We start from the raw sequence: 24,966 nt of genomic DNA, 5'->3' as shown, positions 1-24,966 counted from the left end.
CCGCTGGCATTACGGCGGCGTTTGAGATCTTCAGGAAAGGTAATCTATGGGCAAGGAAGCCACCCGCGTTCGTCGTCGCGAGCGCAAGAACATCGCCTCCGGCGTCGCGCACGTGAACTCGTCGTTCAACAACACGACCATCACCATCACCGACGCGCAGGGCAACACGATTGCCTGGTCTTCCGCCGGCACGATGGGCTTCAAGGGCTCGCGCAAGTCGACCCCGTACGCCGCGCAGGTTGCCGCCGAGGACGTGTCCAAGAAGGCGCAGGAGCACGGCATGCGCACGCTGGAAGTCGAAGTCGCAGGTCCCGGTTCGGGCCGCGAGTCGGCACTCCGCGCGCTTCAGGCCGCAGGCTTTACCGTCACCTCGATCCGCGACGTGACCACGATCCCGCATAACGGTTGCCGTCCCCGCAAGCGTCGGCGCGTTTGATCCCGAGTTGCGGGCGCATTGGCGCCCGCAATGACTTTTCTAAGAAGCCGCGGGAATGATCCGCGGCCTTTCTCCAACGCCAGTATTTGAGTTCTCAAATTGACTGGCCTGTATGGGTGAAACAGTGACGATCCAGAAAAATTGGCAAGAACTGATTCGACCGAACAAGCTCCAGGTCACGCCCGGCAGCGATTCGAACCGTTTCGCGACCATCGTCGCCGAGCCGCTCGAGCGCGGCTTCGGCCAGACGCTCGGCAACGCGCTGCGCCGCATCCTGCTCTCCTCGCTCCAGGGCGCGGCGGTGCAGTCGGTGCACATCGACGGCGTGCTGCACGAGTTCTCCTCGATCGCTGGCGTTCGTGAGGACGTCACCGACATCGTGCTCAACATCAAGGACATCTCGATCAAGATGCAGGGCGAAGGCCCCAAGCGCATGGTCGTGAAGAAGCAGGGCCCGGGCGTCGTCACCGCCGGCGACATCCAGACCGTCGGCGACGTCGTGGTGCTGAACCCGGATCTGCAGATCTGCACGCTCGACGAGGGCGCCGAGATCCGCATGGAGTTCACGGTCGCCACCGGCAAGGGCTACGTGCCCGCCGAGCGCAACCGCCCCGAGGACGCGCCGATCGGCCTGATCCCGGTCGACAGCCTTTACTCGCCGGTCCGCAAGGTCTCCTACAAGGTCGAGAACACCCGTGAGGGCCAGATCCTCGACTACGACAAGCTGACCATGACGATCGAGACCAACGGCGCGATCTCGCCGGATGATTCCGTGGCTTACGCCGCGCGCATCCTGCAGGATCAGCTCAACGTGTTCGTCAACTTCGAAGAGCCGCGCAAGGAAGTCGCCCAGGAGATCATCCCGGACCTCGCCTTCAACCCGGCCTTCCTCAAGAAGGTGGACGAGCTCGAGCTGTCGGTGCGTTCGGCCAACTGCTTGAAGAACGACAACATCGTCTACATCGGCGACCTCGTGCAGAAGAGCGAGGCGGAAATGCTCCGCACTCCGAACTTCGGCCGCAAGTCGCTGAACGAGATCAAGGAAGTGCTGGCCCAGATGGGTCTGCATCTCGGCATGGAAGTGCCGGGCTGGCCGCCGGAGAACATCGACGAGCTCGCCAAGCGCTTCGAGGATCATTACTGAGCGAGTTGGGAGTGGCGAATAGCGAATAGGGAAGATCATCCATTCGCTACTCGCCATTCGCTATTCGCGACCTAGGGCGAACGCAGGCAGCCCACCTGAGCAACATGTCCGACGAACCGTCGCGGCAGTTTTTACGTAAGGAATAGTCAAATGCGTCACGGCAAGGTTCATCGGAAGCTCAATCGCACTGCCGAGCATCGCCGCGCGATGTTCGCCAACATGTGCGCCGCGCTGATCAAGCACGAGCAAATCGTCACCACGCTGCCGAAGGCGAAGGAATTGCGTCCGATCGTCGAGAAACTCGTCACCCTCGGCAAGAAGGGCGGGCTGGCCATGCGCCGCCAGGCGATCTCCGAGATGCGCGACAAGGACCAGGTCAAGAAGCTGTTCGACGTGCTGGCGCCTCGCTACAAGGATCGCCAGGGCGGCTACACCCGCATCATCAAGGCCGGCTTCCGCTACGGCGACAATGCCGCGATGGCCGTGATCGAGTTCGTCGATCGCGACGTCGATGCCAAGGGCCAGGATTCCGGTCCGGTGCAGGAAAAGGAAGCCGAGGCGGCGTAAGCCGATCGGTATTGAATTCAGAGAGCGGCGCCTTCGGGCGCCGCTTTTTTTGTTGGCCGTCGCCGATACCTTATCGGTGCTCGTCTCGTAGTCCCGGGTTTCGCCGTGGCGACGAGCCCATGTCCTTCTCACGCGTGAGTGAGCGCCAATTGCGGTCTCATGTCGAGCGCCCGATATCTCCACCGACATCGATGGAGATGAGACATGAAGATCGACCTTTCTGGAAAGACCGCCCTCGTGACCGGCTCGACTGCCGGCATCGGCCACGCCATCGCCAGAGGCCTAGCAGCCTCCGGCGCCAGCGTCGTGATAAACGGGCGCGGCCAGGACAAGGTCGATGCCGCCGTGCGCAAGCTGGAAGGGACGGGCGCGAAGGTGCGCGGTATCGCCGCCGACGTATCGACCGCAGCGGGCTGCAAGGCGCTCGTTGCGGCGCTGCCCGACGTCGACATCCTCATCAACAATGCCGGCATCTTCGAGCCCAAGGATTTCTTCGAGATTCCGGACGAGGACTGGAGTCGTTTCTTCGAGGTCAATGTCATGAGCGGCGTGCGGCTGTCGCGGGCCTACCTGAAGGGCATGCTCAAGCGCAATTGGGGCCGCATCGTCTTCATCTCATCGGAGTCCGGGCTCAACATTCCCGTCGAGATGATCCACTACGGCATGACCAAGACGGCCCAGCTCTCGGTCGCGCGCGGTCTGGCGCAGCTCACCCGCGGCACCGGCGTCACCATCAATTCCGTGCTGCCGGGCCCGACCATGTCGGAGGGCGTCGAGACCTTTGTGAAGGATCTCGCCAAGCAGAACGGCCAGTCGGTCGATGAGGCTGCAGCCAATTTCGTCAAGCAGCATCGCCCGAGCTCGCTGCTGCAACGCTTCGCCAGCGTCGACGAGATCGCCAACATGGTGGTCTATGCCGCGTCGAAGGAGGCGTCGGCGACCAACGGTGCGGCGCTGCGGGCCGAGGGCGGCATCGTCAACACCATCGCCTGAGCCGCGCATGACAGCCTATGTGATTTCCGAAGTCGAGATGCGCGATCCCGAGGGGTTCGAAGCCTATCGTGTGCTCGCCGCAGAGACGATCGCGCAGTATGGCGGGCGTTATCTCGTCCGCGGCGGCAAGGCCGAGCTTGCCGAAGGCAACCTTCCAGCGAAGGCCATCGTCATCGTCGAATTCGCGTCGATGGCGCGGCTGAAGGAATGGTACGCCTCGCCGGAATATGCCGAGGCGCTGAAGCTGCGGCAGTCGGCGCTGGAGCGGCGGCTGCTGTTCGTCGAGGGCGCGGCGGAAGCATAGCTGCGGTAGGGTGGGCAAAGCGTAGTGCCCACCACTCCTGTCCTCGTTGAGCGTTGGTGGGCACGGCGCAAGTGCGCCTTTGCCCACCCTACGAGACCTTCGCCTACCATCCCTCCAGCACGATCTTGCCGCGCGACTTGCCGCTCTCCAAGAGCGCATGCGCGCGCTTGAGGTTGGCGGCGTTGATCGTGCCAAAAGTCTGGTCGAGCGTGGTGCGCAGCACGCCTTTGTCGACAAGGTCGGCGACGTCGTTCAGCAAATGATGCTGCGCGATCATGTCTGATGTCTGGAACGAGGAGCGCGTGAACATCGATTCCCAGTGCACCGAGATCGCCTTGCCCTTGAACGTGCTCATGGTGAATTCAGGGGGGTCGTCGATCAGGCCGAACCGGCCCTGCGGCGCCATGAACTCGACGATCGCCTTGTAATGCTGATCGGTGAAGGTGAGGCTCGCCACCAGCGCGACCGGCGGCAGCTTCAATTTTTCGATCTGCTCCTTCATCGGCTTGCTGTGGTCGATCACCGCATGCGCGCCGAGATCGAGGCACCATTTCTGCGAGTCCGGCCGCGTCGCGGTGGCGAGCACCGTGAGGCCGGTGAGGCGGCGCGCGAGCTGGATCAGGATCGAGCCGACGCCGCCGGCGCCGCCCGTGATCAGCAGCGTGCGCGGATCGACGCTCTTGCCGGGCACCGCGCCGAGCCGATCGAACAGCAATTCCCAGGCGGTGATGGAGGTGAGGGGAAGGGCAGCGGCTTGCGCGAACGACAGGCTCTTCGGCTTGTTGCCGACGATGCGCTCGTCGACCAGGTGGAATTCGGAATTGGTGCCCTGGCGCAGGATCGAGCCGGCGTAAAACACCTCGTCGCCCGGCTTGAACAGCGTGACTTCAGGCCCGACGGCGTCGACCACGCCTGCCGCGTCGTAGCCCAGGATCTTGGTCTCGCCCTCGGGCGGCGCTGCGCGCTTGCGTACCTTGTAATCGACCGGATTGGCCGAGATCGCCTTCACGGCGACGCGGATGTCGCGCCCTTTGGGCTCGGGTTTTGCGGTCTCGAAATCGATCAGCGCATCCTGATCCTCGATCGGGAGCGATTTCTTGTAGCCGACGGCCTTCATGGCTTGTCTCCATCAGATGGGGCGCAGCTTGGCATGGGCGCGCCTGACCTGCTAACTGTCGCGCTGGCTCCGACTTGGCAAGTACTGTAAATTCGGGGATATAGTCCCTGTTTGGATACTATTGGGAAAATACGCATGAAACGGCGCGATTTTGCCCGTCGCCCGGGCTGCTCGGTCGAGGCGACGCTGGATCTGATCGACGGCAAGTGGAAGGGCGTGATCCTCTACCATCTGCAGAGCGGCACCCAGCGTTTCGGCGAACTGCGCCGCCGGATGCCCGGCATCACCCAGCGCATGCTGACAAAGCAGCTGCGCGCGCTGGAGGAGGACAAGCTTGTCATCCGCAAGGTCTATGCCGAAGTGCCGCCGCGCGTCGAATATTGCCTCTCCGAGCTCGGCGAGAGCCTCAAGCCGGTGATCGATATCCTGAAGGCCTGGGGCGAGAGCCACCAGCAGCGGCTGTCCTGCGCGCCGCCGCCGGTCGTGGTGAAGAAGCCGAAGCGCGCGGCGTGAGTTGGTCGTAAAGCTGGCGCCTCACTCTCGGTGTCATCCCCGCGAACGCGGGGATCCATAACCCCAGGAAGAAGTTGTAGCGCGAGCGGCCAACTCTGAGACTTCGCCAAACTACTCCCTGTGGTTATGGGTCCCGGGTTCGCGCTTGCGCGCGCCCCGGGACGACAGCGAGTTTAGAACGCGAACTGCGTGCGCATCGCGACCGCATCGAACTTCGAGCCGACATCTGCGGTCGAGATCGGCGAGGCTTGCCTCGACACCGTGCCGTGCAGATAGTCGAGCATGAAGCGGACGTTGCCGTTGACGTACCAGTTGAGCGCCAGCGTATAGACGGTCTGCCGTCCGCCGGCGATGCCGGTAGCCGTGCCCAACTGATTGTTGAGGTCGACCGTCGAGAAGCGCCCCGCGATCTCCCACGCACCCCAGCCGCCGCCGTCGAGCGAGAACGGATGCGCCGGCTTGACGCCGCTATAGGCCGCGTTCGCCGCGTTGTAGCTGCGGCCTTCCCCCGTCAACACGTAGCCGGCCTGCGCGTAGCCGCCCTGGAATTTCAGGCTGGGTGCGCCGACCAGCGGCACGCCGGTGTTGGCGGTCCGGTCGACATTGTACCAGAAGTACTCGCCTTGAACGATGAGCGGACCGTAGGTCGCCGCGGCCTCGACGCTGTAGACCTGCGCGCCCGAGGCATTGGCGATCGCGCCGGTCGAGATCAGCGTGGTCGGGTCGAGACGCAATTCCGGACGATCGCTGAGCGTGACGGTCTGCGTGTTGGCAATGAGATTGCGCGGCGGCTGGATCAGCCACTGGGCGTCGGCGCCGATATGCACCGAATAGTCCTTGCCGCTGATCGGGTTGCCGGCAATGCGCGCCACAGCGCCGTATTGCTCGCTCGTGCCTGCCGGTGCCGCGCTGGAAGCCGAGTGGATCGCGCCAGTCGATGGCCCCGTGACGTAGCCGCCGATCCAGAGCTGGTCGTTGTACCAGCGCGTACCGGCCGCGGAGCGGAAGTCGCCGGCGGCGATATTGGTCGCGATGATGCCGGCCGAGGCGCGCTCCATGAACATGATGTCGTTGGAGCTCGTGGCCTCATCGAGCGTGTAGGGCAGGTCCATGATGCCGGCTTCGATCGCCATCTTGCCGCCGAATGGCTTCAAGCCGGTGTAGCTGAGATAGGCGTTCTCGACGCCGGAGACGCCGCCGCCCGGCAGTGATCCAGGGGCCGTGCCGCCAAAACCGTCGGACGTGCCGCCGAAATCGTAGACCAGCGCGAAGTTCCAGTCGTTGAAGAATTTGCCGGTGACGCCGATGCGCGCGCGGCGGACGTTCTGGCCGCTGTCGAGCTTCTGCGGCACGGTCGCTGCCGTGTTGGGACGATAGTCATAGCCGCCGACATCCCAGTGCAGGCGGCTGGTGATGGCGACGCAATTGGCCTGGTCCGCGGTGCAGATGGTCGGCCGGTTGTTCGGCATGGTCACGACGACGCCGGATGCCGGTGCCGGGCCCTTGACCGGGATCGCCGCGTTCGCGTTGGCCACGGCGACCTTCGCCTCCGACCGCGCTTCGGCCTTGGCCTCTGCCTTTGCTTCGGCTTTGGCTTTTGCCGTGGCCGCCGTGTTCGCCGCGGTCTGGCTCTGGAGCTTGTCGAGCTTCTGCTCCAGCATCTTCAGCTGCTGCTTGAGCAGCGCGATCTCCTGCTCGCTGCTGCTTGCTGATTGGGCCTGGGCCTGCGAGGCCGCCAACGCTCCGGCGAGGCCAATCGCCGTGGCTGCAATCCTTGTCCTGCTCACGTCATGACTCCATGGTTTGACCAATTCCCCAAGTCGTAGGCGGTGAGGCTAGGAACGATTGATGACTGCCCCGCGACGACGCGCATCGGTTGCCTGGTTCCCGGTGATGTAAATTCGCCGCAACCGAATCCACCGCGAGCAAGGATGCAAGATGATGCGTGTCATGCCAATCCGCGAGGCAAGACAAATCGCCGTTCCGCACGCTTGGCTTGCAGGCCGTAGACGTCAGACCGAGGCCGAATATTGCCGCCCGGCGCCCTTCTATTGGGGGACGAACGCGCCTATATTCCGGCGTCTTTTCCAAGAGGTAGGAATGTTTCGATCGATCCGGACCGCCGTCGTCACGGCATTGTGCATAGGCTTTTCCGCCCACTTCAACCCGGCTGCTGCGCAGGACCGTCGGGTCCCGTCATCGCCGGCCGAGCTGCGGCTGTCCTATGCGCCGATCGTGCAGCGGGTGCAGCCGGCCGTGGTCAACGTCTATGCCGCCAAGGTGGTGCAGAACCGCAACCCGCTGCTGGACGATCCGATCTTCCGCCGCTTCTTCGGCGTGCCGGGCCAACAGCCCGAGCAGATGCAGCGCTCGCTCGGCTCCGGCGTCATCGTCGATGCGTCCGGCCTCGTCGTCACCAACGTCCACGTCATCGAGGGCGCGGACCAGGTGAAGGTGTCGCTGTCGGACAAGCGCGAGTTCGAGGCGGAGATCCTGCTGAAGGATACGCGCACCGATCTTGCCGTGCTGCGCCTGAAGGACACCAAGGAGAAATTCCCGACCCTCGATTTCACCAATTCCGACGAATTGCTGGTCGGCGACGTCGTGCTCGCGATCGGCAATCCCTTCGGCGTCGGCCAGACCGTGACTCACGGCATCATCTCGGCGCTGGCGCGCACGCAGGTCGGCATCACCGACTATCAGTTCTTCATCCAGACCGATGCGGCGATCAATCCCGGTAATTCCGGCGGCGCGCTGGTCGACATGGCCGGCAAGCTCGCGGGCATCAACACCGCGATCTATTCGCGCTCCGGCGGCTCGCAAGGCATCGGCTTCGCGATCCCTGCCAACATGGTGCGTGTCGTCGTCGCCTCCGCCAAGAGCGGCGGCAAGGCGGTGAAGCGTCCCTGGCTCGGGGCAAAATTGCAGGCGGTGACGCCCGAGATCGCCGAGAGCCTCGGCCTGCGTTCGCCGACCGGCGCGCTGGTCGCGAGCGTGGTGTCGAACGGCCCCGCCGCGAAGGCCGGCCTGAAGTCCTCCGATCTCATCACTGGGATCGATGGCCAGACCGTGGATGATCCCAACGCCTTCGACTATCGCTTCGCCACTCGTCCGCTCGGCGGCAGCGCGCAGATCGACGTGCAACGCAGCGGCAAGCCGCTCAAGCTGACGGTGGCGCTGGAGACCGCGCCCGATACGGGACGTAACGAGCTCGTCGTCACCGCGCGTTCGCCGTTCCAGGGCGCGAAGGTCTCGACCATCACGCCGGCGGTCGCCGACGAGCTGCATCTTGACGCCGACACCGAGGGTGTCGTGATCACCGATCTCGGCGGCGACAGTGCGGCCGCAAATGTCGGCTTCCAGAAGGGCGATATCATTCTGGCGGTCAACAACCAGAAGATCAGCAGGACCGGCGACCTCGAAAAGGCGGCCGGAGAGCGCCCGCGAATCTGGCGTATCACGCTGGTGCGCGGCGGCCAGCAGATCAACGTCACGCTGGGCGGATGAGTCCGAAGCGACCACAAACGCCAACGCTCTTTGCCGCGGCGGGGCTCGACCACGACGCTCCGCATCCGCTGCCGGACCGGTTGCGCCCGCGCGCGCTGTCGGAGGTCGTGGGCCAGGACCACATCCTCGGTCCCGACGGGGCGCTGACGCGCATGCTGGAGACGCGCACGCTGGGATCGCTGGTGTTCTGGGGCCCGCCCGGCACCGGCAAGACCACGGTGGCGCGGCTGCTGGCGGATGCGACCGACCTGCATTTCGAGCAGATCTCCGCGGTGTTCTCCGGCGTCGCCGATCTGAAGAAAGCCTTCGACGCCGCGCGCGCCCGCCGCGAGATGGGCAAGGGCACGCTGCTGTTCGTCGACGAGGTGCATCGCTTCAACCGCGCCCAGCAGGATTCGTTTCTGCCCGTGATGGAAGACGGCACCGTGGTGATGGTCGGCGCCACCACGGAGAATCCGTCCTTCGAGCTCAACGCGGCGTTGCTCTCTCGTGCGCGCGTCTTGGTGTTTCGCTCGCTCGATGCCGCCGCGATCGAAAAACTGTTTGCGCATGCCGAGGAGGTCGAAGGTCGCAAGCTGCCGCTCGATGCGGAAGCGCGCGCCGTGCTGGTGCGCATGGCCGATGGCGATGGCCGCGCCTCGCTGACGCTCGCCGAAGAGGTCTGGCGTTCGGCGCGGGCGGACGAGATCTTCAATGCCGCGCAGTTGCAGGAGATTTTGCAGCGCCGCGCGCCGATCTACGACAAATCGGCTGACGGCCATTACAATTTGATCTCGGCGCTGCATAAGTCGGTGCGCGGCTCCGATCCCGATGCCGCGCTGTATTACCTCGCGCGCATGCTCGATGCCGGTGAGGATCCGCTGTTCCTGGCCCGCCGCGTCGTGCGCATGGCGGTGGAGGACATCGGCCTTGCCGATCCGCAGGCCCTCGTCATCGCCAATGCGGCCAAGGACGCGTTCGACTTCCTCGGCCATCCCGAAGGCGAACTCGCCATCGCGCAGGCCGTCGTCTATCTCGCCACCGCGCCGAAATCGAATGCGGTCTACACCGCCTTCGGCACGGCGATGCAGGTCGCCAAGCAGGCCGGCTCGCTGCTGCCGCCAAAGCACATCCTCAATTCGCCGACCAAGCTGATGAAGTCCGAAGGCTACGGCGCATCTTACGAATACGACCACGACGCCCCCGACGCCTTCTCCGGGCAGGACTACTTCCCGGAAGCCCTGGGCCGCCAAACGTTCTACGACCCGCCCGAGCGCGGCTTCGAGCGCGAGATCAGGAAGCGGCTGGATTACTGGGCCAAGCTGAGGAAGGAGCGGGGCAGCCCGCGCTAAAAACGGCCATTTCGTCGTGACGGGACCCGGCTTTTAGGGTACGCAGGCAACCATGAGCCGCCGCATCAAGAGAATGAACCCGAAGCCCCGTTCGCGTGACGAGCGCGACGATTCTCGCCCGTTCAAGGCACGTAGCGCGTCTAAGGCTGGACCCCGGCCGGGTGGCAAGCCCGGCGGCAGCAAGCCGCCGCGCTTTGCCGGCGAGCGGGCCGAGCGGCGCGCGCCCAAGGCTAGGCTGGAGAAAGCCGAGCTGGAAAGGGCCGCGCCCGAAAAGCCCGTCGAGGCGCTGCTGCCGACCAAGGTGCAGACCGTCAAGGTGACCGCCGACGAGAACAACATGCGCGTCGATCGTTTCCTCGAGGCGCGCTTTCCCGGCCTGTCGTTCTCCCACATCCAGCGTGTCGTGCGCAAAGGCGAGCTGCGCGTTGACGGCAAGCGCGTCGACAGCAAGGACCGCCTGGAGGAGGGCCAGAGCGTCCGCATTCCGCCGCTCAAGCTCGACACGCCGAAGGGCGTCGGCGAGCTCTCGGAAGCCGCCCAGAAGACCCTCAAGGCGCTGAAGGAGATGACGATCTTTGAGGACGACGACGTCCTTGTCCTGAACAAGCCGGCCGGCCTTGCCGTGCAGGGCGGCTCGGGCATGACGCGGCACATCGACCAGATGCTGGAGGTGATGCGCGATTCCAAGGGCCAGAAGCCACGCCTGGTGCACCGTATCGACCGGGAGACGTCAGGATGTCTGCTGGTCGCCAAGACGCGGTTTGCCGCTTCGCATCTGACCGGCGCGTTCCGCTCGCGCTCGGCGCGAAAAGTCTATTGGGCGCTGGTGCCGGGCCTGCCGAAGCCGAAGCAGGGCCGCATCTCGACCTTCCTCGCCAAGGAGGAGAGCGAGGACGACACCATCATGCGCATCGCCCAGCATGGCGACGAGGGCGCCAGCCACGCGGTGACATATTACGCGGTGGTCGAGACCGCCGGCAACAAGTTGACCTGGGTGTCGCTGAAGCCGGTGACGGGACGCACCCATCAGCTGCGCGCCCACATGGAGCATATCGGCCATCCCATCGTCGGCGATCCCAAATATTTCAACATCGAGAACTGGCAGCTGCCGGGCGGCCTGCAAAACCGGCTGCATCTGCTCGCGCGCCGCATCGTCATTCCGCATCCGCGCGGCGGCGTGATCGACGCCACCGCGCCATTGCCGCCGCACATGCAGCAGTCGTGGAATCTGCTCGGGCTGGATGCAAGCCGGTTTGATCCAATCGAGAACGCGCCTGAAGAATAGCCGGGTTGAACGGGGGTGGTAGACCCACGACATATCCTCCATGACACGGCTCTCGATCTATCTTGTGCTGTTGGCCGCGCTATGTGTGGGGCAGGCCACCCACGCGCAATACGTGCTGCCGGACGCTTCACGGCTCGCCCCACCGCTGCCTCAGCCGCCACCGCCGCCGAAGATCGAGGTGCCGCAGGTTCCGCAAGTCGACGCGCCGCCGCGCTACAACTACCAGCCGCTTCCGCGTAACTCGTTCAGCGATCGTGTCACAAAGTGCCTCGACGCCGCCGCAGCTGCGGGACTGGGCCCAGCCGATCGCGGCACTTACGCACGCGCTTGCGCGAACTAGCAGCACTCATGGTCGTGGTGAAGTCATGACGAGACAGATAATCTGACCGACGACAGGGACCGAAAAAACGATGCGCGAATTGTTCGAAGAAGCAGCAGGGCAACCCCCGCCTGACCCGCGGGAATCGGCGCGCGCGTCCGCGCGCCCGCCGCAGCGCAAGCGCTTCTACAAGGAGGCGACTACGACTGAAGCCGAAGGCGGTTTCGCCATCACGCTCGATGGCAAGCCGATCCGCACGCCCTCCGGCCGCCAGGTGGTGATTCCGTCGCGCGCGCTCGCCGATGCCGTGGCCGCGGAATGGGCGGCTCAGGGCGAGAGCATCGACCCCATGACCATGCCGCTGACGCGGATCGCCAACAGCGTGGTCGAGGGCGTGGTCGATCGCGTCGAGCTCGTCAGCGACGACCTTGCGAAATATTTCGAGTCCGATTTGCTGTTCTATCGTGCCGGCCATCCCGAAGGGCTGGTCGCCCGCGAGGCCGCGCATTGGGATCCCGTGCTGTTCTGGGCCGCGGACACGCTGGGCGCGCATTTCATCCTGTCCGAGGGCGTCATGCATGTGAAGCAGCCCGATGAGGCGGTCGAGGCCGCGCGTGCCGCGCTGCCGGGCGATGCCTGGTCGGTCGCTGCACTTCACGTGGTGACGACCCTGACCGGCTCGGCGCTGCTGGCGCTGGCGCTGGCGCATGGGGCACGCGATGCCGGCCAGGTCTGGGCCGCCGCCCATGTCGATGAGGACTGGAACATCGACCAATGGGGCGTGGACGAGGAGGCCGCCAGCCGTCGGGCCACCCGTCTCAGGGATTTCGAGGCCGCCGTAGCGGTTCTGGCGGCGGCAAAGGCGTCCGCAGCCGAAGGTCCTTAACGAGAGGTTTACGACGGTGGCCTTAGGGTGTGGCCAGCGCTCCATGGGCCCCTGAGATGCCGACGCCGGTCACTTCCATCCTCCCCGTCAGTGCCGCCAGCCCCGTGGCTGATGCGACGACGCCGGACCTCGTGCTGCAGGCCGGCAGCGTCGTCGATGCCAGGGTCGTCAGCGTGATGGCCGACAATCTGGTGCGGATCGCGATCGCCAACCTTTCGATGGACGTGATGTCGGAGGTGGCGCTGACGCCGGGGCAGAATCTCCAGCTGGCGGTGTCGCAGAACGACGGCACCATCAGGCTCGCCGTGATGAACGGGGCAGGCGAGGCAACTCCCGATCAGATCACGCTGACGCCGCGTGCGGCTTCGCTGGTGGAAAGCCCGCCGCTGGCGCCGTCCGCGGCCGCGACACGCAACACGCTGACGCCATTGGAGCAGGTCGCTGTCACCGCGGCCTCGGCCGAGGCCGCCACAAAACAGGGCAGCCAGGCACCGCTGTTCGCCAATCTGGCGTCCGTCGTCACCGGCAGCAATCTGCCTGCGGGCTTGAAGCAGGCAGTGCTGGACGTGCTGGCGCAGCAGACGCCGCTCAGTCCCGGGCTCGATGGCGCCGATGTCGAAACCGCGTTCCAGAAATCCGGCTTGTTTTTCGAGGCTTCGCTGGCCGCGGGCGCGAGGCCGCCCGCCGGCACGACGCCCGACCTGAAGGCGGCGCTGCTGGTGCTGCGCCAGACGCTGACCACGCTCGAAACCGCCGCGCCACAGGGCGGTGCAACTCCCGCTGCGACGACAGGGACACCGCAGGTCGCCACTGCGCCTGCTCAGGCCGGAGGTGAGGCCGCGCAGTCCGCGTCCGCTTCCGGCCCCGAGATCGCGCAGACGCCGCGCAACGCCAATCTCGCGGCCGCCGTGCTCGCGGACGTCGTCGGAAACGCTCAGCAAGCCGCGATGCCGCGCACCATGTCCGCGGGGCTTGCCGCGAGCCTCCTGCAGGAGGTCACGGAAAACCTGCCGCGCCTGACCGGCAACGTGTCCGGCTCGAACAAAGCCGTGCCCGACGGCCACATCTTCGAAGCAGCCGCACGTGCGACGCCACCGCCGTTCCGTGGTGCATTGCCCTCGCCGCAGGCGATTGCCTCGCCCTCGCTCGCGCCGGACACGCCGTTGTCCGCAACCGTGCATCGCCTGCTCGACGACACCGATGCCGCCATCGCGCGGCAGACATTGTTGCAGGTCGCTTCGCTCCCGGATCGCACCGACGCCTCTGGCCACCGCATCGACCCGGCAATGCCGCAGTGGAATTTCGAGATTCCCTTTGCAACGCCGCAGGGCACCGCGATGGCGCAGTTCGAAATCTCGCGCGATGGCGCTGGCGAATCCTCCGATGCCGCCAAGCGCGCCTGGCGCGCGCGCTTCTCGCTCAACGTCGAGCCGGCCGGCCCCGTGCACGCGCTAATCACGCTGAACGGCGACAAGACTTTCGTGCGGATGTGGGCGGAGCGGCCGGCGACGGTGCAGCAGCTGCGCGCTGGCATCGGCGAGCTCAATCAGGCGCTGACGCGGGCCGAGCTCAAGCCCGGCGACATTCTGGTTCGCGAGGGCACGCCGCCGCAGCCGGCACCGGCCCGCGCCGGCCACTTCCTGGATCGGGCGACATGAGCGACCCATCCAAGCTCGCCATCGCGCTGCATTACGAAAAGGGTACCAACGCGCCCGTGGTCGTCGCCAAGGGCAAGGGCACGATCGGCGAAAAGATCGTCGAGATCGCCAGGGCTCACGACATCCCGATCGAGGAGAACGAGGTTTTGGCCGGCGCGCTGTCCAAGGTCGAGCTCGGCGAGGAGATCCCGCCGGACCTTTACAAGGCTGTCGCCGAAGTGCTGGTATTCGTGCTGCGGCTGTCGGGCCGGGGGCGGTAGAGCATGATCTGTCATCGTTTCACCATGGAGCGGCGGCATGGTCGCGATCACTTTCATCGTTTGACGGACATCGCTCTTGCTCACCCGCCGCTCCACTCTCGGCCTTCTCGCCGCATCTGCCATCCTGCCATCGCGCGCGCTCGCCCATGTCGCGCCGCCGCGCAACGAGATCCGCGATAGCCTCGCAAAGCGCTTCACCGACCTCGGTACATCAGGCACCTTCGTCGGCTACAAGGTCGAGGACTACCTGGTCGTCGCCAGCGACAAGGAGCGCTCGGGCGAAGGCAAGCTGCCGGCCTCGACCTTCAAGATTCCGAACTCGCTGATCGCGCTGGAGACGGGCGTCGTCACTGACCCCGACAAGGACGTGTTTCCCTGGGATGGCGTGAAGCGTCCGATCGAGGCGTGGAACAAGGATCACACGCTGCGTAGCGCGATCGCCGTGAGCGCAGTGCCGGTCTATCAGGAGATCGCCCGCCGCATAGGCCAGGAGCGGATGCAAAAGTATGTCGACGAGTTCGACTACGGTAACCGCGACATCGGCGGCGGCATCGACCAGTTCTGGCTCACCGGGAATTTGCGCATCGACCCGGTCGAGCAGGTCGATTTCGTCGACCGGCTGCGTCGCCGCGCGCTGCCGATCAGCAAGCGCAGCCAGGATCTGGTCGCCGACATCCTGCCGGTGACCAAGGTCGGCGACAGCGTCATTCGCGCCAAGTCCGGATTGCTGGGGGCCGAACGCGGCGAGCCGTCGCTCGGCTGGATGGTGGGCTGGGCGGAAAAGGGCGAGACGCACACCGTGTTCGCGCTCAACATGGATTGCAAGGAGCCGCGACTCGTCGGCGAGCGCATGACACTGACGCAAGCCTGCCTTACCGAGATCGGCGCGATCTAGCCTGTGAGTGGTGCAATCGTTCTGTCGAGCGCAGCCGCCCTAGGGTGGGCAAAGGCGCGTAGCGCCGTGCCCACGATCTTTATGCCGTAAGCGACGATTCGTGGGCACGCTACGCTTTGCCCACCCTACGGCACCGGTGCAGGCCGAGATGCCTCTCACCCCAACTTGAACAACACCTGCAAAAACTCCTCCACCGCCTTGCGCGACTCGGCGGCCGTCTTCGGATTGCCGCCGACATGCGGGTTGAGCTCGACGTAGCCAGGGGCGACCGCCTCAGGCGGTGTCGCTCTTCTTCGCCGTCAGCGCCTGGTCGATCGCAAAGCCGCCGATCTCGCTCATCGCCTGCGAGATCACGTCGCCCTTGCGGGCAAACCCTGCGGAGAGGAAATCGAACTGCGTCCGCGCCAGCCGCAGCACCTCGATCGGCACGGAGACCGCGGTCGCGTTGAAGCTGTCGACTGAGGCGCGCAAGCTGTCCAGCTCGGTCGTGAGCTTGCCGATATGGCTCTCGGCATTCTGCATCACGCCGATCAGCTTGCCGCGCTCGGCATCGAAGGCGGTGCGCTCGGCGGCGGCTGCCGCGGTGACCTCGGCAAGCTGTGCCCGCAGCACCTCGATCTGGCCGACCATGGCATCGGAGGCGAGATCGGCGGCCTCGCGCAGCTCGGCGTTACGCGTGCTCGCATCCAGCTGCTCATGATAGAGCCGCTCGGCCGACATGGCCCGCTGCGCCAGCGACTCGATCAGGCTTGCGGCGCGCAGCAGCATCTCGCCGTTCCGCCCCGACACCATGCTGGCCATCCGCCGCAGGAAGTCGATGGTTTGGGACGACGAGTTCGGCGGCAGGGGGACGACCGTCGCGGACATCTCAGTGATGCTTGCGTGATGCTCGAGCCAAGGCGTAATGACCGCCGCCGTACCAACTGAGCTCACGCAACATTCGGCGCCTGATCGCGAGCGCGAAGCAAGCCTGAATCGGCAGGCCCGGTCAACCGGGCCGGGCGACCAAATTCGTGCGCGTCAGGCGTCTTTTTGCCGCCCGATCCGGCCCAGATGGGTGAAGCCGAACCCGGCGGAATATTTCAGGCCATAGCCGAGCGCCCGGTCGATGCCGATATGGGCGAGCCAGATCAAGGCGATGGACAAGGTGAGCGGCGAGCCGAGGCCGAAGCCCAGCGTCAGCAGCGACACCGGCGCCATGTAGCTGTGGGCGGCGTTGTAGATCAGCGCGCCGAATTTGGCGTCGGACAGGTATGCCAGGAAGCTGAGATCGGGGACGAAGAAGAGCAGGGCAAAGACCAGCCAGGAGCCGTCCCAGGCCCAGTAAAGCATCACCATCCCGATAAACAGGGTGAGGCCCTCCAGCCGCAGCAGGATGTTGACGCCGCCCGTCGCCGCACCAGTCTCGGCCATTCTCTCGTCCGTGCTCGCCTCCCGGGCAAAACTTTGTAATCTCTCACGCTTTTAGCCCGGACAGGGCAGCCCTGCGGCGCGGAAAGGCGCTTTCCGGTCCGCAAAATGCCGTGTTAGAACCCCGCATCACTTAAGAACTGGCGGGAGCAAATGAAACACATCCTGGACGCCCTTGAAGACCGTCGCGCCGGCGCAAAGCTCGGCGGCGGGGAGAAGCGCATCGAGGCGCAGCACGCCCGCGGCAAGCTGACCGCGCGTGAGCGTATCGAGCTGTTGCTCGACAAGGGATCGTTCGAGGAGTTCGACATGTTCGTCGAGCACCGCTCCACCGAGTTCGGCATGGAGAAGAACAAGGTGCCCGGCGACGGCGTCGTCACGGGGTGGGGCACCGTCAACGGCCGCAAGACGTTCGTGTTCGCCAAGGACTTCACGGTGTTTGGCGGCTCGCTATCGGAAACGCATGCGCTGAAGATCACCAAGCTCCAGGACATGGCGATGAAGGCGCGGGCGCCCATCATCGGCCTCTATGACGCGGGCGGCGCCCGCATCCAGGAGGGTGTCGCCGCGCTCGCCGGCTATTCCTACGTCTTCCGCCGCAACGTGCTGGCCTCCGGCGTGATCCCGCAGATCTCCGTCATCATGGGCCCCTGCGCCGGCGGCGACGTCTATTCGCCTGCCATGACCGACTTCATCTTCATGGTGAAGAACACCAGCTACATGTTCGTGACCGGTCCTGACGTCGTGAAGACCGTCACCAACGAGGTTGTCACCGCCGAAGAGCTTGGCGGCGCCTCGGTGCACGCGACGCGCTCCTCGATCGCGGACGGCGCCTTCGAGAACGACGTCGAGACGCTTCTGCAGATGCGCCGCCTGATCGACTTCCTGCCGTCCAACAACAGTGACGGCGTGCCGGAATGGCCGAGCTTCGACGACATCGGTCGCGTCGACATGTCCCTGGATACGCTGATCCCGGACAATCCGAACAAGCCTTACGACATGAAGGAGCTGATCCTGAAGGTCGTGGACGAGGGGGACTTCTTCGAGATCGCGGACATGTTCGCCAAGAACATCGTCACCGGCTTCGGCCGCATCGCTGGCCGCACCGTCGGCTTCGTCGCCAACCAGCCGATGGTGCTGGCCGGCGTGCTCGACAGCGACGCATCGCGGAAAGCCGCGCGCTTCGTCCGCTTCTGCGACGCCTTCAACATCCCGATCGTCACCTTCGTCGACGTGCCGGGCTTCCTGCCGGGCACCGCGCAGGAATATGGCGGCCTGATCAAGCACGGCGCAAAGCTGCTGTTCGCCTATTCGCAATGCACCGTGCCGCTCGTCACCATCATCACCCGCAAGGCCTATGGCGGCGCCTTCGACGTCATGGCCTCCAAGGAGATCGGCGCCGACATGAACTACGCCTGGCCGACCGCCCAGATCGCGGTGATGGGCGCCAAGGGCGCGGTCGAGATCATCTTCCGCTCCGACATCGGCGACCCCGACAAGATCACCGCGCGCACCAAGGAATACGAAGACCGCTTCCTGTCGCCGTTCATCGCCGCCGAACGCGGCTACATCGACGACGTCATCATGCCGCATTCGACACGCAAGCGCATCGCACGGGCGCTGGCGATGCTGAAGGACAAGAAGGTGGAAGCGCCGGCGAAGAAGCACGACAATTTGCCGTTGTGAGATGAACTTACCGGGGGCACTACGTATAAAATCGCATGGTGCCCCCGAACGGACTCGTCTATATTGGTGTCATGACCGACGCACTCAAGAAGCTGATCGAAGCTGCCAAGACGGCTAATCCATCCCCGGAACATCGGGAGGAGCAGCGGCGGAGCTTCGTGTATGGCAATACCCATTTCGAAAATTCGCTCATCACGCGCGAAATGGTGGATCGTGAGGCCGAAAAGCTGGCCAAGGATAAAAAATGACAAGCGAAGAGCGTGAACGGCGCGATAGCCGTGCGCTCGAACCTGAGTTGATTACCGATCCTCAGGAAAACGCTGCGGCCGAAGCTCGGAACGGGTTCCGTCAGTACGACGCAGCAATTGGCGTGATACAGACGGCTCTTGAGCGAGGCTCATTCAAGCTCCGTCCGTCACTCATCCTCGGTTTGCAGCGAGAAGCTTTAGCGGGCATCAGCTCTTACGCTGGCAACTATCGCCCCGGCGGCGTTGCCATCGAGGGAAGCAAGCATGAGCCCGTTGGTGCACATCTGGTCCCCGAACTCGTTGAGGACATGTGCGACTACGTCAATGATCGGTGGGAGGCTAGCACGCCGATCCATCTCGGCGCCTATCTCATGTGGCGGCTGAATTGGATTCATCCGTTCGCGGACGGGAATGGTCGTACCTCCCGGATTGTCTCGTATGTCGTCCTTTCAATTCGTGCTGGTGCGCTTCTGCCGGGCACACCGACGATACCGGATCAAATTGTCGACAACCGAAAGCCCTATTTCGACGCGTTGGATGCGGCCGATTTAGCCTTTCGCGATGGAGACCGGATCGACGTCTCGCAGATGGAAGATTTATTGGCCTCACTGTTAGCGAACCAACTTGCGGAATTCTACAAGTCGGTTGGAGGCAAGCTGCCTGGCTGAACGAGAGCCTTCGTTGCTAGGTTCTATTTGCAATCGAGTCACCTTAAAATTGCGAATCCAATGACCAAAGACGATCCGACCGACGAAATCTCCGACATCGAGGATCGCATCGAGCGGCTTGCCGAGATCGCCGAGCGGTGCCGGAAGTACATCCTGGCGTCCAAGATCGCGATCGGCGGTGGGGCCGCGCTGTTGCTGATCACGATCCTCGGTCTGTTTGGCTTTGGTCAGACCGCGGCCCTCGGATCGATCGCGTTGGTGCTGGGGGGGATCGTGTCGCTGGGCTCGAACGTCAGCACGTTGCGGCAGACGGACGACGCCATTAGTGCTGCGGAGGCACGCCGGGCGGCGTTGATTGGCAGCATCGACTTGCGCGTGGTCGCCGACGCGCCGCTGAAGCTGGTGTGAGGTGTAGGGCGGATTAGCGACAGCGTAATCCGCCAATGTCTTTATCGCCGGATGCAGGCGTTGGCGGATTACGGCTTCGCCTAATCCGCCCTACGAACTACGCGTGCCTTATCCGCCGCAGCGAAATGCGCCATCTGGTCGGCGTGGGCTTTTGCGAAGGCCGGTCGGGCCGTGGCGCGCGCGACGTAGGCGCGGCAGGCAGGACTGCCCGCCAGGCCGCCAAAACCATCGACGACGCGCAGCACGTCCGACATCAGGATGTCGGCGACGGAGAAGGAGCCGGCCAGCCATTCGCGGCCGGCCAGCACCGGCCCGAGATGCTTCAGCCGAAGCTTGAGGAAGTCGTCCACGAATTTCCACGCCGCCGTGTCGGTCGGATGGCCCATGAACTTCGACATTCCCCAGGGCAGGCTGGCCATCTCCACCGAGTTGAGTGCCGCGAACACCCATTCCGTCGTCTCAGCGCGACCGCGCGGATCGGTCGGCATCAGCTTCGCGCTGAGCCCGCCGAGATGCAGCAGGATCGCGCCGGTCTCGAAGATCGAGAGGTCGCCGTCGGTCAGCCATGGCACCTGGCCGAAAGGCTGATGCGCGAAATGTGCGGCGCCGCGATCGTCGAACGGGGCGCTTGCGACGCGATAGGGCAGCGCGGCCTCTTCGAGCGCCCAGCGCACGCGAAGGTCGCGCACGAATCCTCGCGGCGGTTCGGGAACCCAATTGAAGGTGGTCAGGGTGAGGTCGGCCATTTGCTGTCTCCGTGTCCTGGTTCGAAACAAAGGACGAGCGAAGGGCGTCCGTTCCGACACCCGCGCCAACTCTTTTTGTCGGCGGCGGCTTATCCGGCTAGGTCGCGCCAAACAATAGGAGGAAATCCGATGCCCGCTGCCTTCTTCGTCGTTCGCGCCATCGTCACCGATCCCGGCAAGCGCGCCGCTTTCGACCGATGGTATGAGACGGAACATGTGCCCGACGCGGTGAAGGCATTCGGCGTGAGCAAAGCCTGGCGATTCTGGAGCCTGGACGATCCCTCGCTGCATCAGGCGATGTATCAGTTCGATGACGAGGCCAAGCTCGCGGCGATGCTGAAGGGCGATGCGCTCAACCAGCTCGTCGCCGATTTCAACCGCGACTGGCCCGATGTCAGGCGTTCGCGCGAGACGCTGGTGCTGGCGCAGGAGTTTGCGAAGTAGCGAGGTCCATCCAGGCTACGAACTCTCCACTCACTTCATTTCTGAATCTGAACGCAGGATTCAGCCTTGGTTCATGTCGTGACCGCGACACTCCCTCTGCATCACTTGCTCGATAGCCTAGAGGACATGTCATGGAGCGCCGGAACTTTTTGAAACTTGCATTGGGAGTGACGGCGGGCGCCGCCGCCTTCGCCGCGACCGCGCAGGCCGCGCCGTTGTCGCCGCAGCCGGTCGGCGATCCCGCGCGCATGCCGCAAGGCAACCCCGACGCTCATCCTGCCGTCACCACCAGCGAGGAAGCCGCCAAGCTGACGCCGGAACAGGTTCACTGGCATGGCCGCCACCGGGGCTGGGGTCACCGTCATTGGGGCTGGCGTCGCCGGCGCTGGCACCGCCGCCACTGGTGAGCCGCGGCAAGCCGCGAATTGGACGGGGACCGCAGCCGCGGTCCCCGTTTCGATTCCAGGCCGCTCAAAATCCACGGCGGACGATTAGTCGGCGGCAAGCCTGAAAACGAACAAGCCTGAAAACGAAAATGGCCGCGCAGGCTGAACCTGCGCGGCCATCTTTGCGATGCAAAGAGATCAGAACGGGCGGCAGCGGCCGGCGTACCAGCGGAAGCCATAGGGGCACACACGCGCGCGCGGCACGACGACGACTGGCGGAGCGACCACCACCGGGGCGGGGCGCACGACGACCGCGCCGCGCATCGGGCGGCAGCCGCCGTAGGCGCCACGATACCAACCCGGGCCGCAACCCTGCGCGGCGCTGGCGGCCTCGCTGAAACCGACAACCGCGCTGGCGAGCATGGCGGCGGCGAACAGGTATTTCATGTGATGTTCCTTCTCGTCCTTGGGGCAAGTCTTTGGGGGCAAGTCTTTGGAGGCAACTCTCGGGAGGCAGGTCTTTGGAGCAAGTCTTCGGGAGCTTGGCGCTTGCGGCGCACAATGAATCAAAAGACACGATTCGACATGTTAATTTTGCAACATGCCGGCACGGCGCGATCCAAACCTGCCAATCATGACCTGAATGCGGCATGAACGTTCCCGGCATGCGGCTTGGCGCGACAGACACTGGCGTCGGCGGCCGGCCCGGCAGCAATCCTCCATGACGCCGGGGCCGGGAGCATTTGAGGCGCGCACTTCCGGTGTGGCGGCGCGTGGGTCAGTCCTTCCCGTCGCCGAACAGCGCGGCAAACTGCTTCTCGCCGGTGCGGGTGAAGTTGACGACACGACTGCCGGGCGTGGCATCGCGCGCCGCCCATTTCAGCTCGGCGAAGCGCTGCATCATGGCGGCCCCCAGCGTGCCGGCGAGATGATGGCGCCGTTCGCTCCAGTCGAGGCAGGCTTTGCACACCGGGCGACGTGGATGGGTGAGCATGCCGGGCGAGATCTGCAGATGCCTGGCGAGAAAGCGTTCGCCCTCGGCCGTCAGCTCGATGTCCTGCTTCTTCTGCTTGACCAGATGCCGTTCGCGCAGGGAATCGAGCATCTGCACGCCGAGATCGCCGGCGAGGTGGTCGTAGCAGATCCGCGCGCGCCGCAAGGCGGGATCCTTCGGCCCGGTGCGCACGCGCATGTGGCCGGTGCGCGCGGCAAGGCCTGCAAGGCCCTCGAGCACGCTGGCGACGTCGTCGTCGGTGAGGCGATAGTAGCGGTGGCGGCCCTGCTTCTCCGGCTCGACCAGCCCGCCGGCCTCGAGCTTGGCCAGATGCGAGCTCGCAGTCTGCGGCGTGATGCCGGCCTCCTGCGCCAGCTCGCTCGCCGTGAGCGCGCGGCCGTTCATCAGCGCGGTGAGCATGTTGGCGCGCGCGGGATCGCCGACCAGCGAAGCGACCAGGGCGATGTCGGGTCCTGATTTCATGCTTCGATGGTAGCCGAAGCATTGTGGTCGGGCAAGGGCGTAGCGTGTTGCTGCAAACACGTCATTGCGAGGAGCCGAAGCCGTAGGGTGGGCAAAGCGTAAGCGTGCCCACGTTCTGTTGCTATTACGAAGAAATGGTGGGCACGGCGCTGACGCGCCTTTGCCCACCCTACGAGACCGCGCTCGCAGTGACGGAAGAAAACAGGAGCCATCATGTCCGTCACCGTCTTCATCCGCTACCAGATCGACCCGTTCAAGCGCGCGCAGTTCGAGGAATATTCGAAGCGCTGGCTCACCATCATCCCGAAATGCGGCGGTGACCTGATCGGCTATTTCATGCCGCATGAGGGCACCAACAACATCGCCTTCGGGCTGATCAGCTTCGAGAGTCTGGCCGCATACGAGGCCTATCGCGCGCGGCTGCGGCAGGATGCGGAGGGCATGGCGAATTTCCATTTCGCCGAGGAACACAAATTCATCCTCGCTGAAGAGCGCACCTTCCTGCGCAAGGTGGTATTGTAGGCCCGATAGCAGCAGGAGATGCCCATGATCGCCGTGATCTTCGAGGTCTGGCCGAAGCCGGAACACCGCCAGGACTATTTCGACCTCGCAGCCGATCTGAAGCCGATCCTGCAAACCATCGACGGCTTCATCTCGGTCGAGCGCTTCGAGAGCCTGACCGAGAAGGGCAAGATCCTGTCGGTGTCGTTCTGGCGCGACGAGGCGGCAGTGCAGGCCTGGCGCAACACGATGGAGCACCGCCGCACCCAGGCGAAGGGCAGGGCGCAGATCTTTGCCGATTATCACCTGCGCATCGCCAGCGTGGTCAGAGACTACGGCATGAATGATCGCGAGCAGGCGCCGAAGGACAGCCGGGCGGTGCACGACGCGCACTAGCACTGCCGGGTGCGCACTGGCGCTGCCGGGTGAGCACTGGCGCTGTCGTGTCGGCACGCCTATGTCTGCGCGGCCAACAAGGGAGAGAAACATGCACGTCACGACCGCGGACAAGCGCGCGACCTTCAAGAAGATGCACGAAAGCGGCTGCTTCATCCTGCCCAATCCGGTCGATATCGGCAGCGCCAAGGCGTTGCAGCATCTCGGTTTCAAGGCGATTGCGTCGTCGAGCGCGGGCTTTGCCTGGACCATCGGCAAGGCCGATAACCACGTCAGCGTCGAGGATGTCTGTCAGCATCTGGCAGCATTGAGCTCGGCCGTCGACATCCCCGTCAACGCCGATTTCGAGGGCGGCTTTGCGGTCGAGCCTGACAGGGTCGCGGACAATGTCGAGCGCTGCGTGCGCACCGGCGTCGCCGGCTTGTCGATCGAGGATTCCACTGGCGACAAGGACAGGCCGCTCTACGATCGCGCACTCGCGGTCGAGCGCATCAAGGCCTCGCGCACGGCGATCGGCGACAGCGGCACGCTGCTGGTCGGCCGCTGCGAAGCGTATTTGTGGGGCGTGACCGACTTGAAGCTGGTCATCGACCGGCTCACCGCTTACGCCGATGCCGGCGCCGACTGCCTCTATGCGCCAGGCCTGAAGACCCGCGAGGACATCAGCGCCGTGGTGAAGGCGGTGCATCCCAAACCGTTCAATCTTCTGATCGGTGCCTCCGGCCTGTCATTGCAAGAGGCCGAAGATCTCGGCGTCCGCCGGATCAGCGTCGGCGGCTCGCTCGCCCGCGCCGCCTGGGGCGGCTTCATGCGTGCGGCAAAGGAGATGGCGGAGAAGGGTACGTTCACCGAGCTCGGCAGCGGTTATTCCGGCGGCGAACTGAACAAGATGTTCAGCTAAAGGCGACGATCAGCCCAGGAAACGAAAAGCGGCGGGACTTTTTGAGTCCCGCCGCTTTCACGCGCTATTGCTAAGTGTTACTTCGCGCCGTCAGACGGCTTCTGCGTATCCGGGGCCGGCTTGCTCGGTGCCGCACCCGTGGTCACGCCCGGCTCGGCGTTGTTGCGCGGTGGCGTCACGTCGCGCATGCCGGGAGGCGCGGCCGGATTGGTGGGCTGCGTCTGTGCCGTCTGCGAGGCCGGTGCGTTGCTGGCCTGGTTGCTAGTGGTGGTATTGTTCAGGCCGTAGAACACGGCACCCAGCACCAGCGCAATCGCAACGGCGAACAACGCAACCTTGCCGCTGGAGGCGGGGCCTTCGCCAAGCTCGGGGTCGGCCTGAAGGTCGGCATCCCGGCGCGCCGCGCGAAGATACTCATCGTCGGCGAGGTTCGGGCGGTACGGATCGTTGGGAAAACGGTCGTCAGCCATCGATTCAATC

31 protein-coding genes are annotated in these 24,966 nt (G+C 64.8%); 23 read left to right on the top strand and 8 right to left on the bottom strand.

Annotation, left to right across the window (positions count from 1 at the left end; genetic code table 11):
- Positions 1 to 46: 46 nt before the first annotated feature.
- From rpsK to GGD65_RS05685, 5 genes are all read left to right on the top strand, one after another.
- A complete protein-coding gene (gene rpsK / locus GGD65_RS05705; protein ID WP_007603045.1) occupies positions 47 to 436 on the top strand; it encodes a 30S ribosomal protein S11 in 390 nt (129 codons plus the stop codon).
- A gap of 112 nt (positions 437 to 548) precedes the next feature.
- The gene (locus tag GGD65_RS05700; RefSeq protein ID WP_008136316.1) at positions 549 to 1,580 is read left to right on the top strand and encodes a DNA-directed RNA polymerase subunit alpha; all 1,032 of its coding nucleotides are present in this window, start codon (positions 549 to 551) and stop codon (positions 1,578 to 1,580) included.
- Between the two features lie 150 nt (positions 1,581 to 1,730).
- On the top strand, positions 1,731 to 2,147 hold the full coding sequence (rplQ, locus tag GGD65_RS05695; RefSeq protein WP_018322277.1) for a 50S ribosomal protein L17: 417 nt from the start codon (positions 1,731 to 1,733) through the stop codon (positions 2,145 to 2,147).
- A 204-nt stretch (positions 2,148 to 2,351) separates the two neighbouring features.
- Positions 2,352 to 3,140, top strand: coding sequence for an SDR family NAD(P)-dependent oxidoreductase (locus GGD65_RS05690; RefSeq protein WP_183234622.1), 789 nt, complete (start codon positions 2,352 to 2,354; stop codon positions 3,138 to 3,140).
- Between the two features lie 7 nt (positions 3,141 to 3,147).
- Positions 3,148 to 3,444 carry a DUF1330 domain-containing protein gene (locus GGD65_RS05685; RefSeq protein ID WP_018322279.1) on the top strand — a complete coding sequence of 99 codons (297 nt, stop codon included), beginning with the start codon at positions 3,148 to 3,150 and terminating at the stop codon, positions 3,442 to 3,444.
- Between the two features lie 103 nt (positions 3,445 to 3,547).
- On the opposite strand, the gene GGD65_RS05680 is transcribed toward GGD65_RS05685, so the two are convergent.
- Positions 3,548 to 4,561 (bottom strand): zinc-binding alcohol dehydrogenase family protein, encoded by a 1,014-nt coding sequence (locus tag GGD65_RS05680; protein ID WP_183234621.1) that lies wholly within the window; start codon positions 4,559 to 4,561, stop codon positions 3,548 to 3,550.
- A gap of 135 nt (positions 4,562 to 4,696) precedes the next feature.
- On the opposite strand from GGD65_RS05680, the gene GGD65_RS05675 reads away from it, so the two are divergent.
- The gene (locus GGD65_RS05675; protein ID WP_027564389.1) at positions 4,697 to 5,074 is read left to right on the top strand and encodes a helix-turn-helix domain-containing protein; all 378 of its coding nucleotides are present in this window, start codon (positions 4,697 to 4,699) and stop codon (positions 5,072 to 5,074) included.
- Positions 5,075 to 5,247: 173 nt separating this feature from the next.
- On the opposite strand, the gene GGD65_RS05670 is transcribed toward GGD65_RS05675, so the two are convergent.
- Positions 5,248 to 6,861, bottom strand: coding sequence for an OprO/OprP family phosphate-selective porin (locus GGD65_RS05670; protein WP_183234620.1), 1,614 nt, complete (start codon positions 6,859 to 6,861; stop codon positions 5,248 to 5,250).
- 313 nt (positions 6,862 to 7,174) lie between these two features.
- Between GGD65_RS05670 and GGD65_RS05665 the strand changes: the two genes are divergently transcribed.
- The 8 genes from GGD65_RS05665 (at position 7,175) to blaOXA (ending at position 15,215) form a co-directional block, all read left to right on the top strand.
- A complete protein-coding gene (locus tag GGD65_RS05665) occupies positions 7,175 to 8,581 on the top strand; it encodes a DegQ family serine endoprotease (RefSeq protein WP_018322283.1) in 1,407 nt (468 codons plus the stop codon).
- A complete protein-coding gene (locus GGD65_RS05660; protein ID WP_183234619.1) occupies positions 8,578 to 9,912 on the top strand; it encodes a replication-associated recombination protein A in 1,335 nt (444 codons plus the stop codon). The genes GGD65_RS05665 and GGD65_RS05660 overlap by 4 nt, the downstream gene beginning before the upstream one ends.
- A gap of 52 nt (positions 9,913 to 9,964) precedes the next feature.
- Positions 9,965 to 11,197 (top strand): RluA family pseudouridine synthase, encoded by a 1,233-nt coding sequence (locus GGD65_RS05655; RefSeq protein ID WP_179739867.1) that lies wholly within the window; start codon positions 9,965 to 9,967, stop codon positions 11,195 to 11,197.
- A 40-nt stretch (positions 11,198 to 11,237) separates the two neighbouring features.
- Positions 11,238 to 11,537: a hypothetical protein gene (locus tag GGD65_RS05650; RefSeq protein WP_179739869.1), complete on the top strand. Its 300-nt coding sequence runs from the start codon at positions 11,238 to 11,240 to the stop codon at positions 11,535 to 11,537.
- A 70-nt stretch (positions 11,538 to 11,607) separates the two neighbouring features.
- Positions 11,608 to 12,402 (top strand): ATP12 family chaperone protein, encoded by a 795-nt coding sequence (locus GGD65_RS05645; RefSeq protein WP_183234618.1) that lies wholly within the window; start codon positions 11,608 to 11,610, stop codon positions 12,400 to 12,402.
- A 56-nt stretch (positions 12,403 to 12,458) separates the two neighbouring features.
- Positions 12,459 to 14,060: a flagellar hook-length control protein FliK gene (locus GGD65_RS05640; RefSeq protein ID WP_183234617.1), complete on the top strand. Its 1,602-nt coding sequence runs from the start codon at positions 12,459 to 12,461 to the stop codon at positions 14,058 to 14,060.
- Positions 14,057 to 14,320 carry an EscU/YscU/HrcU family type III secretion system export apparatus switch protein gene (locus GGD65_RS05635; RefSeq protein ID WP_018322289.1) on the top strand — a complete coding sequence of 88 codons (264 nt, stop codon included), beginning with the start codon at positions 14,057 to 14,059 and terminating at the stop codon, positions 14,318 to 14,320. Before GGD65_RS05640 ends, GGD65_RS05635 begins: the two co-directional genes overlap by 4 nt.
- A 76-nt stretch (positions 14,321 to 14,396) precedes the next feature.
- Entirely contained in the window at positions 14,397 to 15,215 is an 819-nt protein-coding gene (blaOXA, locus tag GGD65_RS05630; RefSeq protein ID WP_183234616.1) for a class D beta-lactamase, read from the top strand.
- A 273-nt stretch (positions 15,216 to 15,488) separates the two neighbouring features.
- Here blaOXA and GGD65_RS05625 read toward each other — a convergent pair whose 3' ends face one another.
- Positions 15,489 to 16,082: a hypothetical protein gene (locus GGD65_RS05625; RefSeq protein WP_183234615.1), complete on the bottom strand. Its 594-nt coding sequence runs from the start codon at positions 16,080 to 16,082 to the stop codon at positions 15,489 to 15,491.
- A gap of 153 nt (positions 16,083 to 16,235) precedes the next feature.
- Positions 16,236 to 16,628, bottom strand: a complete 393-nt coding sequence (locus tag GGD65_RS05620) for a DUF4260 domain-containing protein (RefSeq protein WP_183234614.1) — start codon at positions 16,626 to 16,628, stop codon at positions 16,236 to 16,238.
- Between the two features lie 150 nt (positions 16,629 to 16,778).
- On the opposite strand from GGD65_RS05620, the gene GGD65_RS05615 reads away from it, so the two are divergent.
- The 4 genes from GGD65_RS05615 to GGD65_RS05600 all read left to right on the top strand — a co-directional run bounded on the left by GGD65_RS05615 (position 16,779) and on the right by GGD65_RS05600 (position 19,635).
- A complete protein-coding gene (locus GGD65_RS05615; protein WP_091957395.1) occupies positions 16,779 to 18,311 on the top strand; it encodes an acyl-CoA carboxylase subunit beta in 1,533 nt (510 codons plus the stop codon).
- A gap of 71 nt (positions 18,312 to 18,382) precedes the next feature.
- On the top strand, positions 18,383 to 18,559 hold the full coding sequence (locus GGD65_RS05610) for a hypothetical protein (protein ID WP_183234613.1): 177 nt from the start codon (positions 18,383 to 18,385) through the stop codon (positions 18,557 to 18,559).
- Positions 18,556 to 19,227, top strand: a complete 672-nt coding sequence (locus GGD65_RS05605; protein WP_183234612.1) for a Fic family protein — start codon at positions 18,556 to 18,558, stop codon at positions 19,225 to 19,227. Before GGD65_RS05610 ends, GGD65_RS05605 begins: the two co-directional genes overlap by 4 nt.
- A 60-nt stretch (positions 19,228 to 19,287) precedes the next feature.
- On the top strand, positions 19,288 to 19,635 hold the full coding sequence (locus tag GGD65_RS05600) for a hypothetical protein (protein ID WP_183234611.1): 348 nt from the start codon (positions 19,288 to 19,290) through the stop codon (positions 19,633 to 19,635).
- Positions 19,636 to 19,715: 80 nt separating this feature from the next.
- Here the strand turns inward: GGD65_RS05600 and GGD65_RS05595 are convergent, their stop codons facing one another.
- On the bottom strand, positions 19,716 to 20,381 hold the full coding sequence (locus tag GGD65_RS05595) for a glutathione S-transferase family protein (RefSeq protein ID WP_183234610.1): 666 nt from the start codon (positions 20,379 to 20,381) through the stop codon (positions 19,716 to 19,718).
- Positions 20,382 to 20,510: 129 nt separating this feature from the next.
- Here GGD65_RS05595 and GGD65_RS05590 point away from each other — a divergent pair, with 129 nt between their 5' ends.
- Both GGD65_RS05590 and GGD65_RS05585 read left to right on the top strand, forming a co-directional pair.
- Positions 20,511 to 20,825: a hypothetical protein gene (locus GGD65_RS05590; protein ID WP_179739887.1), complete on the top strand. Its 315-nt coding sequence runs from the start codon at positions 20,511 to 20,513 to the stop codon at positions 20,823 to 20,825.
- Positions 20,826 to 20,956: 131 nt separating this feature from the next.
- Positions 20,957 to 21,232 (top strand): twin-arginine translocation signal domain-containing protein, encoded by a 276-nt coding sequence (locus GGD65_RS05585; protein WP_104461113.1) that lies wholly within the window; start codon positions 20,957 to 20,959, stop codon positions 21,230 to 21,232.
- A 177-nt stretch (positions 21,233 to 21,409) separates the two neighbouring features.
- On the opposite strand, the gene GGD65_RS05580 is transcribed toward GGD65_RS05585, so the two are convergent.
- Both GGD65_RS05580 and GGD65_RS05575 read right to left on the bottom strand, forming a co-directional pair.
- Complete coding sequence (locus GGD65_RS05580; protein WP_026202719.1) at positions 21,410 to 21,658, bottom strand: GCG_CRPN prefix-to-repeats domain-containing protein; 249 nt, start codon at positions 21,656 to 21,658, stop codon at positions 21,410 to 21,412.
- 331 nt (positions 21,659 to 21,989) lie between these two features.
- Positions 21,990 to 22,688 carry a helix-turn-helix transcriptional regulator gene (locus GGD65_RS05575; RefSeq protein ID WP_177237286.1) on the bottom strand — a complete coding sequence of 233 codons (699 nt, stop codon included), beginning with the start codon at positions 22,686 to 22,688 and terminating at the stop codon, positions 21,990 to 21,992.
- A 213-nt stretch (positions 22,689 to 22,901) separates the two neighbouring features.
- Here GGD65_RS05575 and GGD65_RS05570 point away from each other — a divergent pair, with 213 nt between their 5' ends.
- The 3 genes from GGD65_RS05570 to GGD65_RS05560 all read left to right on the top strand — a co-directional run bounded on the left by GGD65_RS05570 (position 22,902) and on the right by GGD65_RS05560 (position 24,486).
- Entirely contained in the window at positions 22,902 to 23,210 is a 309-nt protein-coding gene (locus GGD65_RS05570) for an NIPSNAP family protein (protein ID WP_018322300.1), read from the top strand.
- Between the two features lie 24 nt (positions 23,211 to 23,234).
- A complete protein-coding gene (locus GGD65_RS05565; protein WP_026202720.1) occupies positions 23,235 to 23,585 on the top strand; it encodes an antibiotic biosynthesis monooxygenase in 351 nt (116 codons plus the stop codon).
- 91 nt (positions 23,586 to 23,676) lie between these two features.
- Entirely contained in the window at positions 23,677 to 24,486 is an 810-nt protein-coding gene (locus tag GGD65_RS05560) for an oxaloacetate decarboxylase (RefSeq protein WP_183234609.1), read from the top strand.
- 77 nt (positions 24,487 to 24,563) lie between these two features.
- On the opposite strand, the gene GGD65_RS05555 is transcribed toward GGD65_RS05560, so the two are convergent.
- The gene (locus GGD65_RS05555; protein ID WP_018322303.1) at positions 24,564 to 24,956 is read right to left on the bottom strand and encodes a hypothetical protein; all 393 of its coding nucleotides are present in this window, start codon (positions 24,954 to 24,956) and stop codon (positions 24,564 to 24,566) included.
- Between the last annotated feature and the right edge of the window lie 10 nt (positions 24,957 to 24,966).

This window comes from Bradyrhizobium sp. CIR18, from assembly GCF_014198295.1.
GTDB lineage: Bacteria > Pseudomonadota > Alphaproteobacteria > Rhizobiales > Xanthobacteraceae > Bradyrhizobium.
Note: the sequence above shows the minus strand (reverse complement) of the source record. Positions and strands in the feature narration are given on the sequence as shown.

What these genes read in the sequence shown, in the direction of transcription:
- rpsK (WP_007603045.1), top strand. Translation starts at nt 47, where the DNA reads ATGGGCAAGGAAGCCACCCGCGTTCGTCGTCGCGAGCGCAAGAACATC.
- GGD65_RS05700 (WP_008136316.1), top strand. Translation starts at nt 549, where the DNA reads ATGGGTGAAACAGTGACGATCCAGAAAAATTGGCAAGAACTGATTCGA.
- rplQ (WP_018322277.1), top strand. Translation starts at nt 1,731, where the DNA reads ATGCGTCACGGCAAGGTTCATCGGAAGCTCAATCGCACTGCCGAGCAT.
- GGD65_RS05690 (WP_183234622.1), top strand. Translation starts at nt 2,352, where the DNA reads ATGAAGATCGACCTTTCTGGAAAGACCGCCCTCGTGACCGGCTCGACT.
- GGD65_RS05685 (WP_018322279.1), top strand. Translation starts at nt 3,148, where the DNA reads ATGACAGCCTATGTGATTTCCGAAGTCGAGATGCGCGATCCCGAGGGG.
- GGD65_RS05680 (WP_183234621.1), bottom strand. Translation starts at nt 4,561, where the DNA reads ATGAAGGCCGTCGGCTACAAGAAATCGCTCCCGATCGAGGATCAGGAT.
- GGD65_RS05675 (WP_027564389.1), top strand. Translation starts at nt 4,697, where the DNA reads ATGAAACGGCGCGATTTTGCCCGTCGCCCGGGCTGCTCGGTCGAGGCG.
- GGD65_RS05665 (WP_018322283.1), top strand. Translation starts at nt 7,175, where the DNA reads ATGTTTCGATCGATCCGGACCGCCGTCGTCACGGCATTGTGCATAGGC.
- GGD65_RS05660 (WP_183234619.1), top strand. Translation starts at nt 8,578, where the DNA reads ATGAGTCCGAAGCGACCACAAACGCCAACGCTCTTTGCCGCGGCGGGG.
- GGD65_RS05655 (WP_179739867.1), top strand. Translation starts at nt 9,965, where the DNA reads ATGAGCCGCCGCATCAAGAGAATGAACCCGAAGCCCCGTTCGCGTGAC.
- GGD65_RS05650 (WP_179739869.1), top strand. Translation starts at nt 11,238, where the DNA reads ATGACACGGCTCTCGATCTATCTTGTGCTGTTGGCCGCGCTATGTGTG.
- GGD65_RS05645 (WP_183234618.1), top strand. Translation starts at nt 11,608, where the DNA reads ATGCGCGAATTGTTCGAAGAAGCAGCAGGGCAACCCCCGCCTGACCCG.
- GGD65_RS05640 (WP_183234617.1), top strand. Translation starts at nt 12,459, where the DNA reads ATGCCGACGCCGGTCACTTCCATCCTCCCCGTCAGTGCCGCCAGCCCC.
- GGD65_RS05635 (WP_018322289.1), top strand. Translation starts at nt 14,057, where the DNA reads ATGAGCGACCCATCCAAGCTCGCCATCGCGCTGCATTACGAAAAGGGT.
- GGD65_RS05625 (WP_183234615.1), bottom strand. Translation starts at nt 16,082, where the DNA reads ATGTCCGCGACGGTCGTCCCCCTGCCGCCGAACTCGTCGTCCCAAACC.
- GGD65_RS05620 (WP_183234614.1), bottom strand. Translation starts at nt 16,628, where the DNA reads ATGGCCGAGACTGGTGCGGCGACGGGCGGCGTCAACATCCTGCTGCGG.
- GGD65_RS05615 (WP_091957395.1), top strand. Translation starts at nt 16,779, where the DNA reads ATGAAACACATCCTGGACGCCCTTGAAGACCGTCGCGCCGGCGCAAAG.
- GGD65_RS05610 (WP_183234613.1), top strand. Translation starts at nt 18,383, where the DNA reads ATGACCGACGCACTCAAGAAGCTGATCGAAGCTGCCAAGACGGCTAAT.
- GGD65_RS05605 (WP_183234612.1), top strand. Translation starts at nt 18,556, where the DNA reads ATGACAAGCGAAGAGCGTGAACGGCGCGATAGCCGTGCGCTCGAACCT.
- GGD65_RS05600 (WP_183234611.1), top strand. Translation starts at nt 19,288, where the DNA reads ATGACCAAAGACGATCCGACCGACGAAATCTCCGACATCGAGGATCGC.
- GGD65_RS05595 (WP_183234610.1), bottom strand. Translation starts at nt 20,381, where the DNA reads ATGGCCGACCTCACCCTGACCACCTTCAATTGGGTTCCCGAACCGCCG.
- GGD65_RS05590 (WP_179739887.1), top strand. Translation starts at nt 20,511, where the DNA reads ATGCCCGCTGCCTTCTTCGTCGTTCGCGCCATCGTCACCGATCCCGGC.
- GGD65_RS05585 (WP_104461113.1), top strand. Translation starts at nt 20,957, where the DNA reads ATGGAGCGCCGGAACTTTTTGAAACTTGCATTGGGAGTGACGGCGGGC.
- GGD65_RS05580 (WP_026202719.1), bottom strand. Translation starts at nt 21,658, where the DNA reads ATGAAATACCTGTTCGCCGCCGCCATGCTCGCCAGCGCGGTTGTCGGT.
- GGD65_RS05575 (WP_177237286.1), bottom strand. Translation starts at nt 22,688, where the DNA reads ATGAAATCAGGACCCGACATCGCCCTGGTCGCTTCGCTGGTCGGCGAT.
- GGD65_RS05570 (WP_018322300.1), top strand. Translation starts at nt 22,902, where the DNA reads ATGTCCGTCACCGTCTTCATCCGCTACCAGATCGACCCGTTCAAGCGC.
- GGD65_RS05565 (WP_026202720.1), top strand. Translation starts at nt 23,235, where the DNA reads ATGATCGCCGTGATCTTCGAGGTCTGGCCGAAGCCGGAACACCGCCAG.
- GGD65_RS05560 (WP_183234609.1), top strand. Translation starts at nt 23,677, where the DNA reads ATGCACGTCACGACCGCGGACAAGCGCGCGACCTTCAAGAAGATGCAC.
- GGD65_RS05555 (WP_018322303.1), bottom strand. Translation starts at nt 24,956, where the DNA reads ATGGCTGACGACCGTTTTCCCAACGATCCGTACCGCCCGAACCTCGCC.